Genomic DNA, 14,236 nt, shown 5'->3' with positions numbered 1-14,236 from the left:
GCTCGGTCATACTAGACCTCTACACGTTTCCAATCTATTAATGCACAGATTATTTGAGACACCGTGAATAGTGAACTAATCATCGATGTAAAGCCCAAAGAGGTGTCTATGGCAGTGCTCGAAGACGGCGAGCTCGTAGAGCTACGGACGGAGAATAGAAATATCCGCTACGCTGTCGGAGACATTCTGCTCGGAGAGGTAGACAATGTCGTAAGAGGCAACAATGCCGCCTTCGTCAATATAGGCCCCATGAAAAACGGCTTCCTACACTACAATGATCTAGGCAAAGTATTTGGAGCGACCACCCACTTATTAGAAGAGATAGCGGAAAAGAAGAAGGTACCCCCCATCGACAAAGTCAAAGAAGGGGAGCCCCTTCCTAAGGATGGTAACATCATCAACTCGGGACTCAAGAAGGGAGACAAGATCCTCGTCAAGGTAACACGCGAAGCCTTCGGAACCAAAGGACCTAGCCTCTCCGCAGAGCTTTCCATAGCGGGCCGATTTCTAGTCTTAGTACCTTTTAGCGATCAGGTAGCCATCTCTAGCGAGATACGCTCTATGGAGGAGCGTACGAGGCTCAAGACCATCGTGCAGAGCGTCATCAAGAGTGGCTATGGAGCCATCATCCGGACGCAAGCTGCGGGCAAGAAGACCCAAGAGCTCGTCGAGGAGATGGTCGATCTGATAGATCGATTTGAGACAAGCATCAAGAAGCTCGTCCGTGCCAAGGCGCCTACGCAGATTTACGAGGAGCGAAACCGTGCTATCAACCTCATCCGAGACTCCTACAACAAGAGCTTTACCAAGATCGTCGTCAACGATCCTGACTACTACAAGGAGCTCAGAGGCTACGTAGCTGATATCGACCCAGGCAGAGAGCAGATCGTCACGCTCTATGAGGACGATGCTAAGCGACCCCTCTTTGACGCTTGCGGTGTGACAAAGCAAAAGAAGACCCTCTTCGGGCGTAAAGTCACCCTGCGCAATGGTGCCAATATCATCATCGAGCAGACCGAAGCTATGCACGTCATCGACGTCAATAGTAGCAAGAAGGCTCGCAGGACTTCCGGACAGGAGGAGACCGCCTTTGATGTCAATATGGCTGTCGCAGACCTCATTGCCCGTCAGATCCGCCTGAGAGATCTCGGAGGTATCATCGTAATCGACTTCATCGATATGAATGAAGCTGCTCACAACAAGGAGCTATACGAGCATATGGTGAAGCTTATGGCAGACGATCGAGCCACACACAAGATACTACCGCTGAGCAAGTTCGGTCTCATGCAGATCACACGACAGCGTGTACGTCAGGCGACCATCATACGCACCGAGGAGACCTGTCCTACTTGTCAAGGCACGGGCAAGATCAAGACCTCCATCACCTTTACCGATGACCTGGAGGAGATGATAGCCCAGCTGACCACGGGCGACAAGCCCATCCGCAACTTCGCCATGCACCTACACCCCTATGTAGTGGCCTATATCAAGAAGGCTCCACTCCTGGGGTCCTCTCTCTTTACTAAGTGGAAGAAGAAATACTCCAAAAACATCAAGCTGATCGAAGATCAAGATGTAGCACTCCTAGACTGCAGGATCTACGACAAGGATCGTAACCTGATCACTCTAGAGAAGTGACCAGCGAGCCGCACACCCATCCCGTGTGCTAGCTCCCATATAAATACGCGAAGAGTCCCTACGAGAGCACCCCTGCTCCCCGTAGGGACTCTTTTGCTATGTTTCCTCTTCATCTGTCAGGACTGACGCATTGTGAAAATGAGCTCGTTTCATTTCCTACCTAGGAAATGGGCAAAATTCTAGGTACTTATTTGGGGAATTCCTACCTAGGAATGGGCAAATTCTTCGGACTTATTTTTTGATTCCTCCGAAGTTTCATTTGATTCCTCCGAAGTATTTTTTATTTCCTAGGTAGGAATTGGGGGAATTCCTAGGTAGCTATTTGGCAAATTCCTAGGTAGGAATTCCATCCTTTGAGACTGTTGTAAAAGTCAACAGTCTCACAATCTTGCTTGCAAGATTGTCCTGACTTTGCAGAAAGGATGAAGCGCAAGGCGCTGAGGGTGAGGTCTGAAGGAAGCATACCTCCGTATGTGACCGAAGCCGAATCCCGAAAGCAACACAGCGATTCGCCTTTATGCAACAGTCTCTCTTCGGGAGGACGGTGTAATCAGAGAGGTCTCGCAGCCCCTCTGTAATGATGCTCGAACCCTCTGTAGCGGCGGCCGAACTGCACATCCCTCGTTGTCGCCATGCGCCACTCCTAGCCGGCTGGCTATCATGCGTCAGCCTTCCCTGCCACTTGCCATATCAAGATTATTTTGTACATTTACAGAGCCTAAAATGCGGAGGTGCGACCTTATCGTAAGCTTCGCTCGAGGCATTGACTATATAATGTGCTAGTAATGAGCTGTAAACCGTCTTATATCCACGTTGTCCAGATCGCCCACTTGGCGAGCCTAGCGCCTTGGTCTGCTCCTAGCCTATACACGCTCCCTATGACAAAAAAAATAAAACAACATAATGACGAACGAATGGCAATACACTCCCTTCACCCAAGAGGAGGAGGTGGGTGGCTCTCAACTGGCGCACGCCTTGAGAATACCCGCTGTGGCGGGACGCCTACTCTATCGTCGCGGTATCCGTACGGAAGCAGAGGCTCAGCGATTCTTTCATCCATCGCTGGAGGATCTGCACGACCCCTTTCTGATGCAAGATATGGATCTGGCGGTCAAGCGTCTCAACAAGGCGCTCGGGCGCAAGGAGCATATCATGATATACGGCGACTACGATGTAGATGGCACGACGGCTGTATCACTAATTTATAAGTACCTCCGCTCGGCGGGCTGTAGCGAGCACCTCCTGAGCTACTATATCCCAGGACGGGACGATGAGGGGTACGGCGTATCTTATCGGGGCGTGGACCATGCCCACGAGATAGGTGCGACGCTAATCATTGTGGTGGACTGTGGCATCAAGGCTATCAACGAGATAGCCTATGCTAAGACGCTGGGGATAGACTTCATCATCTGCGATCACCACCACCCAGACGACCAGCTACCCGATGCAGCGGCCGTCCTGGATCCTAAGCGACCAGACTGTCACTATCCCTTTGAGGAGCTCTGCGGGTGTGGCGTGGCGTTTAAGTTTATGCAGGCCTTTGGCATGGACAATGGCTTCCCCTCCGCTTCGCTCTTTAAGCTCCTAGACTTGGTCGCTGTGAGTATCGCTGCCGACCTCGTCTCTGTGATGGATGAGAATAGGATCCTGGCGCACTACGGCTTGCGTCAGCTCAATCGCAATCCATCGATGGGACTCAAGGGGATCATCAAGACTTGTGGGCTCGAGGGGCGTAAGATCACGATGGCCGACATTATCTATAAAATCGGCCCGAGGATCAACGCCTCGGGGCGTATGATGAATGGCCGCGAAGCGGTCGATCTCCTTCTGAGCAATGATGCGAAGACGACGGCCCGCATGAGCGAGCTGATCGATGAGTACAACGTCCGTCGCCGTGAGCTGGACCGCTCGACGACCGATGAGGCGATGCAGCTCCTACAGGTCAATCCTGAGCTGGCGCATCAGCCCATCGTAGTCCTCTACCAGCCTGACTGGCACAAGGGGGTCATAGGAATCGTCGCCTCTCGTGTGGCGGAGTATACCAATAGACCGACGATCGTGCTGACTGGCACGAGCGATCGTATCGTCGGTTCGGCGCGCAGTGTGGGTGGCATAGACATCTACAGCATCATCGAGGAGGCGAGAGATCTGCTCCTGAACTTCGGTGGCCACACCTATGCCGCTGGACTAACCCTCTTGCCCGACAAGTTGCCCGACTTTAGAGCCTACATACAGAGCGTCAATGCGGTAGCTGATAGTGATCGCGCACAGTCCACACCGATAGAGGTCGATGCCGAGATAGAGCTTCGCGAGGTGTCGCAAAGACTATACACGACGATACAGCGCTTTGCACCGTATGGCCCAGACAACTACCAGCCACTCTTTGTCACGCAGCAACTCTATGATGGCGGTGGTAGTAAGACCGTGGGGCGCAACGGCGAGCACTTTAAGGTAGATGCGATACCGACACTAGGATCTAGGAAGCACTGCCCAGGGATAGCCTTCAACCAAGCCCCCGCCTTCCGCTTTATCAAGAAGTCTTCGGCAGGAAGGGCAAGTGCCCCCTTTGCCCTTGTCTACCAGATAGATGAAAACCACTTTAACGGAGTTGTTTCCCTACAGTTACTAGTCAAGGATGTCAAGCCACAACGACCTGGAGAGGACCTCTTTGCCTCCCAGCGATGAGACGCCTGGCACCCCTTCTGGACGTGGCGAAGCTGTCGACTGGGACTTGCTCCTCGAGGAGCAGGATGACCTGTGGCGCGACGCAGCGACCGACCCGCGAGCTGAGACCGAGCGTGAGGGGCTAAGCGAAAAGCCTTCCCAGCCGACGGACGATCGACCAGAAAAGGCTGGCACCGCCTCTGCGGACGATGAAGCTACCCCGCTAGGAGTGCTTCATCGCTACTGGGGTTACCCGACCTTCCGACTCAAGCAGGCGGAGATCATCGAGAGTGTCTTGGCGGGACGAGACACGCTTGGGCTGCTCCCTACGGGCGGTGGCAAGAGCATCACCTTTCAGGTGCCGACGATGCTACACGACGGGCTGACACTCGTCGTCACGCCACTCATTGCACTCATGAAGGATCAGGTGGACGGCCTCAACAAGCGGGGCATGTATGCCGTGGCTATTCACTCGGGTATGGAGTACAAGGAAATACAGCGCGCCTTGGACAATTGCTTGTACGGTGGATGCAAGTTCCTCTACCTATCGCCCGAGCGTCTAGCGTCGCCACTCTTCCTCGCCTGTCTGCCCGAGCTACCGATACGGCTGATCGTGGTGGACGAGTGTCACTGTATCTCGCAGTGGGGCTACGACTTCCGCCCCAGTTATCTAAAGATCGCAGAGATACGTCGCTACTACCCCGCCGTGCCACTCCTAGCACTCACAGCGACCGCTACGCCAGAGGTTGTCGCCGACGTGATGGCGCGCCTGAATTTTCGTAAGCCGCATGTCATCAGTAGCTCTTTCGCGCGGGACAACCTGCAGTATATCGTACGTCCTACGACGGACAAGGCGACGGAGCTCCTCCATATCCTCGCCTCGACGAGCGGCAGCGCGATCGTCTACTGTCGCAATCGCAAGAAAACGCAAGAGCTGGCTGAGATGCTGCAGGAGACTGGCATCTCGGCACACTACTACCATGCGGGGCTGACCCACGCCGAGCGAGAGATCAAGCAAAACGCTTGGATGGCTGGCGAGGTGCGTGTGATGGTCTGCACCAATGCTTTCGGCATGGGTATCGACAAACCCGATGTGCGTCTCGTCGTGCACTGGAGTATGCCCGTGGCTCTGGAGGAATACTTCCAAGAGGCGGGACGTGCGGGGCGTGACGGACAGCGTGCCTTTGCCGTGGTGCTATACGAGCGTCGGGATCGTGGGATGCTCCTGCAGCGGGTGCAAAACGAATTTCCCGACAAAGCTTACATTCGTGATCTATACGACACCCTTTACAGCTACCTTGGCATTGGTCTCGGCGAGGGCATGGAGCGTAGCTACGAGATAGACCTCGAGGCGTTTGTGCGGACGGAGCATCTGCACCCGATACGGAGCTTGAGTGCCCTGCATATCCTCGAGTTGGCCGGCGCCTGGGAGCTACTCCTCGACGAGGCACGCTCACGACTCATCGTGGAGGTCTCTAGAGAGGAGCTATACTACATCCGAGGCTTGTCCGCCCAAGATGACAAGGTGCTACGGGCTGTCTTGAGAAACTACTCGGGACTCTTTTCCGATTACGTCTTCATCGACGAGCGTACCCTCTCCATACAGACCCGCCTGACGGGAGAGGCGGTTTACGAGAGCTTGGTCCGGATGAGCCAGCGAGGCATCATTCACTATATTCCGCGAAAGCGCTTGCCCCGCATCCTCTTCTACACACGGCGGGAGCGCAAGCATCACTTCCTCATTCCCCCCGAGGTGTACGAGCTGCGCAAGGAAGCGATGACCAAGCGACTCGCCGCTACGATCGCATACCTCGACAGTCAGCAGGGCTGCCGACAGGCGATGCTCCTACACTACTTTGGCGAGGAGCTGGCTGAGCCGTGCGGACGCTGTGACCTTTGCCTAGCTCGTAAAGCGCGCTCCCAGCGTAGCGAAGAGACTCTGGAGATGCGACTCAAAGCTCTTTTAGAGCAAATGGAGGAGCCGTCGCCTACTTTGCGGGAGTTGGCCAAGAGGCTAGGGGTCAAGACGAAAGCTTTGCTTCCGATCCTGCAGAAGCTCCTCGAGGAGGACGACCGCTACCGTACTGACGGGGTACACCTATATAAGAATAAGTAATCGAAAGAGTCACCACGATATGATCCTACACCCACACGCTAAGATCAACCTCGGGCTGCGTATCCTACGCCGTCGCCCCGACGGCTACCACGACATCGAGAGCTGTATGCTCCCCATCGGCTGGGCGGATCAGCTCACGGTAGAGATAGCTGCAGGAGCTACGGAGGACTCGTACGAGATCGCTGGGCTAGCGGGTGAACTGCCCATCGAGCGCAATCTCATCTACAAAGCGGTGCAGCTACTCCGAGCGCACCACCACGAGATACCTCCGCTACGGCTCAAGCTCGAGAAGCTAATCCCGTCAGAGGCTGGTCTCGGTGGTGGCTCTGCCGATGCGGCCTACACGCTCCTAGCGGTCAACGAACTGTGCCACTTAGGACTCTCTACCACAGAGCTAGAGACGTTGGCGGGAGAGCTCGGCAGCGACTGCCCCTTCTTCATCCAGTCCCGCCCCGTGCTCGTCACAGGCCGTGGCGAAGTGCTCACACCGCTCACGATGCCGTCCGCACTGCACGGCAAATGGCTCCTCGTCGTCAAGCCCCCCATCGGCATGAGCACCGCCGAAGCGTACCGACAGGTGACACGTCACCCCGAGGCGGAGGGCAAGCTCGCTGCACTCCTCGAGCAACCGATAGGGGAGTGGCGAGAACTCATCGTCAACGACTTCGAGACCGTCGTCTTCGCACACTACCCCGAGTTAGCCGCACTGCGAGACACGCTCTACCACCACGGTGCTCTCTACGCCGCCATGTCCGGCTCCGGCACCGCCCTCTACGCCCTCTTCGCCGACAACCCCCTCTCGTCCACCCCCTCTTCTGTCTCCACCTCGTCTTCTGCCACCCCCTCCCCGCTCGCTCCCCACCTCGCCGACCTCCCCGTCTGGCTCGAGCGCCTCTCCTGACCCTAGTCTCCGCAAATCTCACGTTGCGTCAAAACGAGACGTGTAACGGTTGTAGGGACGCACGGGAGTATCTAGCGGGAGGGCGTCCGTCCCCGTTAAAGCCCTGACACCATAACCTTTGACACAACGGACGCCCTCCGGCTAAACACTCACCGAGCGTCCCTACACCGGTTACACGTCGGCTGGTTCGACAACGGACGCCCTCCGACCCGACACTATCCGAGCGTCCCTACAACCGTTACACGTCTCGTGCGTCCCCTCATTGGACTATTCGCCCGATTCCTCCGATGGCTCCGACACCTCCGATAGCTCCGATTTCCCCCCTCTAATCTCTAACCTCTAATCTCTAATTTCTAATCCCCCTCCCCCCTCTTGCTCAACTCGCAATAAAGGTATAACTTCGCAGAAAACACAGTTCGTACGGCCGAGCCTTCACAGCTTCCCCCACTTCTAATCTCTAACCTCTGATCTCTAGCTACACTATGAGCAAACATCTACGCATCTGGCTCTTCGTCCTCCTCGGCACGCTCCTCACCTCCAGCTCCCTCCTCGCCGAAGGTGTCATCACGATGACCACGACCAAAAGAGTCGGTGAGGACATCTATTTGGGCATCAAAGCCAATGGAAACGTCACCATTGAGGGGGCTCAAGAGACTGGAAAAACGGACAATCTCGATCGCAAGTCCTACACTCTCACCAGCCAAATGCTCACTATTCGTGGCGATGTGAAAACGCTTTTCTGTGGCAGTTGGGATCAACTAACCAGCCTAGACGTTTCAAAGAACATCACCTTGACAGAGCTGGACTGCTCTTGCAATGACCTGACCAGCTTGGATCTGTCGCAGAACACCGCCTTGAGATATCTTGATTGTGGCCTCAATCAACTGACCAGCTTGGACGTATCAAAGGATACTGCCTTGACAGAGCTTGGGTGCTCCGGCAATCGACTGACCAGCTTGGATGTGTCGCAGAACACCGCCTTGACATATCTTAATTGCTCCGCCAATCGACTGACCAGCTTGGACGTGTCAAAGAACACCGCCTTGACAAAGCTTGAGTGCGACGAGAATCAACTGATCAGCTTGGACGTGTCAAAGAATACCGCCTTGACAAAGCTTATTTGCCTCGACAATCAACTGAAGAGCTTGGACGTGTCAAAGAACATCGCCTTGACAGATCTTGATTGCGGTCTCAACAAACTGACCAGCTTGGATCTGTCGGGCTGTCCCTCCTTGACAAAGCTTGACTGCCAGATCAATCAACTGACCAGCTTGGAACTGTCGGACTGTACCTCCTTGACAAAGCTTTACTGCCAGAACAATCAACTCACCAGCTTGGACATGTCAAAGAACACAGCCTTGGAAACGCTTTACTGCAACTCCAATAAGCTGACTAACTTGAATGTATCTGGGTGTGCTAGGTTGAATGCTCTTTATTGCTACAGTAATTGTATCAATGGCAAGGCTATGACCAAGTTGGTGAATAGTCTTCCCAATCGAAGGAAAAAGAGTCGTGGTACTCTTGTGGTGATAGATCGCTCCTCTGAGAGAAGGGATAAAAACAGGTGTAGCGCTGCTGACGTAACTACAGCAAAGCGAAAAAACTGGGAAGTTCTAAAAAACAAAAGGATTATGGCTGGGTGAGCCTCGTCTAGTCCGACCCACAATGGGTCGATCCTCTAGCGTGTTCACCTAACCATCGGTCGTTCGGGGCTGTTGCCCCTCCGACCGACGGCTACGAAGCGTCCGACCGCAAGCGGTCGTCTGCTCTCCGTAAAGATGCAGAGGACGGGTAGCCCCGTGTAGGGACGCACGGATGTCTCTAGTCGGATGGCATCCGTTGTGTCAAAGCGAGACGTGTAACAGTATGTACAGACGCACGGGACGTGTAACCCTTGTAGGGACTCACGGTCGTGCGTCCGTCCCCGTTAAAGCGATACGATGTCCAGTTTTTACGATGACGGGTTATACGTCTCGCTTTTACCCAACGGACGCTCGACCGAGCGTCCCTACAACCGTTACTCGTCCCCTCTAATCTCTAACCTCTAAACCCTCCGATGGCTCTTATAAAAAAGGACCTCGTGAGAGGTCCGACGCATCGTAGCCGTCGGTCGGAGGGGCTACAGCCCCGAACGACCGATGGGGGCAAGACGGTAGCAGTTTATCGACCCCTTGTGGGTCGGACTAATGCCTATCTGAGCTCATCATCATTTAGTCTGAAGATGATCTCTAGTTCTTTTGCGACATCAAACTTGCTGTGATGTTCTTGTTGCATTTCAATGTACCTGCATATAGCTGCAACATCTCGCTTGCTAACCGTACTAACAAAGTACCCATCTTGCCAAGCAAAAGAGCCATTCATACCCATCGCAGTATTGAGAAACTTGTTTGTGGACTTCTTTATCTCTCTTACGAAGTTGGAGATGACAAAGTCCCCTGAGTAAGCCATCAACAGTATGTGGATATGATCGCTCATGCCATTTACCTTGATTATGGAATGGCTCTTAGACTTCGAGCAATGTTGCAGATAGGCGTATAGTCTCTGCTGAACATCAAGGGAAAGCAAAGGCTTTCTCCCCTTAGTTGAGAATACAATGTGATAATACAGAGCTGTGTAGTTGCCTACATGCATGACTTATTGATTTACTTGGCGGGATGGGCGAAGAGCGCTTTGTAGAGCGTGGAGAGGATTTTGTCGGCTTGGTAGACGGTGGTGACGTTATGCCACTTGACGCTGCGGTGTCCCTCACGGGTCTCGCGCACTTCGCACGCTTTGCCGTAGCTGGCCACGCTCTTGAGGAGTATGTCGAAGGCTTTGCTCTGATAGTATGCTGAGCCGCTGGGCGGGAGGAAAAGGATCATCTGCTCACGACGTAGCGAGACCTTGACGATGCCTAGGTGGCTGGCCAAACGTCGCAGACGTGGCACCATGAGAAGCCCCTGCGTCTGCGGTGGCAGGGCGCCAAAGCGGTCTCGCAAGCGATCGGCAAACTCTTTTAGTTCGCGGTCGCTCGCCAGCTCGTCCAGTTCACGGTAGAGCAAGATGCGCTCGCTGTCTTGCGGGATGTATTCGTGGGGTAGGGAGAGGTCGAGGTCGGTATCGATCGTGGTGTCGGTGAGGGCATTGCCCAGCTCCGCCTGCTGCTCCGTCTGAGCGGCAAAGAGCGCAGCAAAGTCCTCCTGCTTGACCTCGCGGACTGCCTCCTCAAAGACTTTGCGGTAAGTCTCGAAGCCCAGATCCGCGATGAAGCCGCTTTGCTCGGTACCTAATATATTGCCAGCACCTCGTATGTCCAGATCTTGCAAGGCGATGCGCATACCACTGCCTAGGTCGGAGAGACTCTCGATCGCCTTGACACGCCGTGCGGCAGCCTCCGTGAGGGTGCCCAGTGGCGGGGTGATCAGGTAGCAGTATGCCCGCTGGCTACCACGCCCCACACGGCCACGGAGCTGGTGCAGGTCGCTGAGTCCGTAGCGGTGAGCAGAGTTGATGATGATTGTATTGACATTGGGCATGTCGATGCCGTTCTCGATGATCGTCGTGGCTAGGAGCAGGTCGTACTTGCGCTCCGCAAAGTCTAGCAGTATCCGCTCCGTCTCGCTCGGGGTCAAGCGCCCGTGAGCAATCGCTATGCGAATGCCTGGGACGCACTCCTGGATCTGTCCCGCCACGCCGTGGATCGACTCGATGCGGTTGTGGACGAAGAAGACTTGCCCGTGCCTTGCCAACTCGTAACCGATAGCGTCGGCGATGGTCTCTTGCGACCAGCGAATGAGGCGTGTCGTGACGGGCTGACGATTGCGCGGAGGCGTATTGATATTGGAGAGGTCACGAGCACCCATCAGGGAGAACTGTAGGGTGCGGGGTATCGGTGTTGCCGAGAGCGTGAGCGTATCCACGTTGACCTGTAGCTTGCGGAGCTGCTCCTTAGCCTTGACGCCAAACTTCTGCTCCTCGTCTATGATGAGCAGTCCGAGCGACTTGAAGGTGACCCCTTTGCCCAGCAGTCGGTGCGTGCCGATCAATATGTCGACCCGTCCCTCGGCTAGGTCCGCTAGGATCGCTTTCGTCTGCTTATCGCTCTTAGCTCTCGAGAGGTATTCGATGCGGCAGGGCAAACCCTCAAGTCTCTGGCTAAAGGTTTGGTAGTGCTGGTAAGCGAGGATCGTCGTCGGCACTAGGACCGCCACCTGCTTGCTGTCGGCGACCGCCTTGAAGGCAGCTCGTATCGCTACCTCCGTCTTGCCAAAGCCCACGTCACCGCAGACCAATCGATCCATCGGGCGGTTACTCTCCATGTCCGCCTTGATCTGCTCGATCGCTTTCAGTTGGTCGGGCGTCTCCTCATAAGCAAAGGAAGCCTCCATCTCGTGCTGCAGGTAACTATCGGGCGAAAAGGCAAAGCCTGGTTGCTCCTTGCGCGCTGCATAGAGCGCAATGAGGTCACGAGCGATCGACTTGATCTTGGTCTTCGCACGCTCCTTGAGCTTTGTCCAGGCTCCAGTACCTAGTTTGCTGAGCTGTGGCGAACCCTCCTCTTGTGCCTGATACTTTGAGAGCTTGTGCAGGCTGTGGATGCTGACGAGGAGCACATCTTTGTTTTGGTAAACCAGCTTGACCACCTCACGTGGCTTGCCGTCTACCTCCGTGGTGAGGAGCCCGTCAAACTGCCCCACGCCGTGGTCGCTGTGGACGATGTAGTCGCCAGGCGAGATGGCGTGTAGCTCCTTGAGCGAGATCGCCGCATCGGCATTGCGTATGCGGTCGCTCTTGAGCTGGTAGTGGTGGTAGCGGTCGAAGACCTGATGATCGGTCAGGAGCAAGACGTCCAAGTCCTTATCCTCAAATCCCTCGTGAACGACCAGTGGCACCCACTCGGGGAGGAGCTCCTCGGCTTCACGCTCGATGAGTATCTCCTTGAGGCGCTGCGCCTGTGCGGACGACTCGGAGAGGAAGAAGCTCTTGAAGAAGCCCCGCTTGCGCACCTGCAGCTCCTCGACCAATAGGTCAAAGTGGCGATGGATCAGTAGCTGTGGCTTCGTCGCAAAGGTGATCCGCTGGTCGACGATTGACAGCCCTTTCGTCGGAGTGCCTAGGATCTTCGTGCGCTGCGCCACTTCAGCCGAGAGTTTGTCTGGAGGAAGTAGCAGCTCGCGCATCTCCTCCTGTGTGGTAAAAGCCCCTTCGTACTCTACCGCTAGCTCCGCATCGTAAAGCCCTTTGCACTGCTCAGCTAGCGACTCGTAGCGACTGATCCAGAGTTGGTAGTCAGGGGATAGGAGCGACAGGAGCGAAGTCTCTCCGCCTGCGGCATCGCCTTTGACCTGTAGTGCGGGGGCTATCTCAGCTCGCTCGCACTGATCCACAGAGAGCTGGCTCTCGATGTCAAAGCGACGTATGCTATCGATCTCATCGTCAAAGAAGTCAATGCGGTACGGGTAGGTGCTCCCGTAAGAGAAGATGTCCACAAGACTACCACGGTAGACCACTTGACCAGGACTGTAGACGTAGTCCACCTCTTCGAAGCCCTCCTCGAGTAGTCGCTCTCGTAGCTTATCTCGAGAGATCACATCGCCCACGCTGAGCGTGAAGCAGCTCTGCGCCACCTCCTGCTGGGAGGGTATTGCCTCGGCAAGAGCTTCGGGGTAAGAGACGATCAGCGGTGTATCGCCCGCAGCAAGGCAGGCGAGCAATTCGGCACGCAAGACCTCCTGCGCTGGTTCTCGCTGACCATACTTAATATGTCTATTGAAGGCTGAGGGGTAGTAGTAAGCTTTGACACCCAGAGCCTCTAAGTCGCCCAGCATATAGCCCGCACTGTCGTCATCCTCGGCAATCACTAGATAAGGATGCTCACGCGCCAAGGTGGCGAGGATAAAGGCGGGCGCCGAAGCGGTCACCCCCTCGAGCTCTACACAATGATCCTGCTGTAGGGCTTGGCGAAGCTCTACGATGCGCGGATGATCGTGCCAGAGATCGAGGAGGGACATAGGGGAGAGACTACTTCTGGCGTAGCTGGCGAGCCAGGATCGTATTGCGCATCAGCGTGATGATGGTCATAGGACCTACACCGCCTGGCACAGGCGTGATGTAGGAGCAGTGCGGAGCCACCTCGTCAAAGTCAACGTCGCCTACGATGCGAGAGCCACTCTTCTTCGTTGCGTCGGGGACACGTGTGATGCCCACGTCGATGACGATGGCACCCTCCTTGACCATCTCCTTCTTGACAAAGAGCGGGATGCCGATCGCAGCGACAACGATGTCAGCCTGACGGCAAATGGAGGCGATATCTTTCGTACGGCTGTGGCAGATCGTCACGGTCGCATTGCCCTGCGCACCCTTCTGAAGGAAAAGCTGAGCGATCGGTTTGCCAACGATGTTGCTTCGTCCGAGGACTACCACATGCTTGCCCTCTGTGCTGAGGTTGTAGTGCTTGAGTAGCTCGATAACCCCCTTCGGCGTGGCAGGTACGAGGCACGGCTCGCCGAGACTTAGGAGTCCCACGTTGATCGGGTGGAATCCATCCACATCCTTGCGGTAGTCCACAGCGTGAATGACCGCCTGCTCGTCAATATGCTTCGGTAGCGGGAGCTGGACGATGAAGCCATCGACCTCGGGATCTTTGTTGAGCTGCTCGATCTCGGCGATGAGTTCTTCCTGCGTGATGGACTCATCGAAGCGCTTCGTCAAGGAGATGAAGCCGACCTCCTCGCAAGCCTTAATCTTGCTCGCTATGTAGGTCTCACTGGCACCGTCATGCCCCACGATGATAGCGCCTAGACAGGGTGGACGCTGCCCCGCAGCGACCATCTGCTGTACCTCTTTGGCAATCTCCTTCTTGATTTCAGTCGCCGTGGTCTTGCCATCTAGGCGAATGAATGATTCTTGTGTCATAGAGTAGTATTTGTATAGATGAA

Annotated in this window: 8 protein-coding genes; 5 read left to right on the top strand and 3 right to left on the bottom strand. The window is 55.2% G+C overall.

Features of this window, described 5'->3' with window-relative positions; translation table 11 throughout:
* Positions 1-63: 63 nt before the first annotated feature.
* From L215_RS0108115 to L215_RS09960, 5 genes are all read left to right on the top strand, one after another.
* On the top strand, positions 64-1,638 hold the full coding sequence (locus L215_RS0108115) for an Rne/Rng family ribonuclease (RefSeq protein ID WP_027451618.1): 1,575 nt from the start codon (positions 64-66) through the stop codon (positions 1,636-1,638).
* Between the two features lie 903 nt (positions 1,639-2,541).
* Positions 2,542-4,323 carry a single-stranded-DNA-specific exonuclease RecJ gene (gene recJ, locus L215_RS0108110; RefSeq protein WP_027451617.1) on the top strand — a complete coding sequence of 594 codons (1,782 nt, stop codon included), beginning with the start codon at positions 2,542-2,544 and terminating at the stop codon, positions 4,321-4,323.
* Positions 4,274-6,418, top strand: a complete 2,145-nt coding sequence (locus L215_RS0108105; protein WP_036871820.1) for a RecQ family ATP-dependent DNA helicase — start codon at positions 4,274-4,276, stop codon at positions 6,416-6,418. The genes recJ and L215_RS0108105 overlap by 50 nt, the downstream gene beginning before the upstream one ends.
* A 19-nt stretch (positions 6,419-6,437) precedes the next feature.
* On the top strand, positions 6,438-7,319 hold the full coding sequence (gene ispE / locus L215_RS0108100) for a 4-(cytidine 5'-diphospho)-2-C-methyl-D-erythritol kinase (RefSeq protein ID WP_025883212.1): 882 nt from the start codon (positions 6,438-6,440) through the stop codon (positions 7,317-7,319).
* Between the two features lie 482 nt (positions 7,320-7,801).
* Positions 7,802-8,962, top strand: coding sequence for a leucine-rich repeat domain-containing protein (locus tag L215_RS09960; protein WP_025883213.1), 1,161 nt, complete (start codon positions 7,802-7,804; stop codon positions 8,960-8,962).
* 547 nt (positions 8,963-9,509) lie between these two features.
* On the opposite strand, the gene tnpA is transcribed toward L215_RS09960, so the two are convergent.
* The 3 genes from tnpA to folD are packed head-to-tail and all read right to left on the bottom strand — an operon-like array spanning position 9,510 to position 14,213.
* Positions 9,510-9,950, bottom strand: a complete 441-nt coding sequence (gene tnpA / locus L215_RS0108090; protein WP_025883215.1) for an IS200/IS605 family transposase — start codon at positions 9,948-9,950, stop codon at positions 9,510-9,512.
* 11 nt (positions 9,951-9,961) lie between these two features.
* The gene (mfd, locus tag L215_RS0108085; protein WP_025883216.1) at positions 9,962-13,309 is read right to left on the bottom strand and encodes a transcription-repair coupling factor; all 3,348 of its coding nucleotides are present in this window, start codon (positions 13,307-13,309) and stop codon (positions 9,962-9,964) included.
* A gap of 10 nt (positions 13,310-13,319) precedes the next feature.
* The gene (folD, locus tag L215_RS0108080) at positions 13,320-14,213 is read right to left on the bottom strand and encodes a bifunctional methylenetetrahydrofolate dehydrogenase/methenyltetrahydrofolate cyclohydrolase FolD (protein ID WP_025883217.1); all 894 of its coding nucleotides are present in this window, start codon (positions 14,211-14,213) and stop codon (positions 13,320-13,322) included.
* Positions 14,214-14,236 lie beyond the last annotated feature (23 nt).

This window comes from Porphyromonas uenonis DSM 23387 = JCM 13868, assembly GCF_000482365.1.
Lineage (GTDB): Bacteria > Bacteroidota > Bacteroidia > Bacteroidales > Porphyromonadaceae > Porphyromonas > Porphyromonas uenonis.
This window is presented reverse-complemented; position numbering and strand designations above follow the sequence as displayed.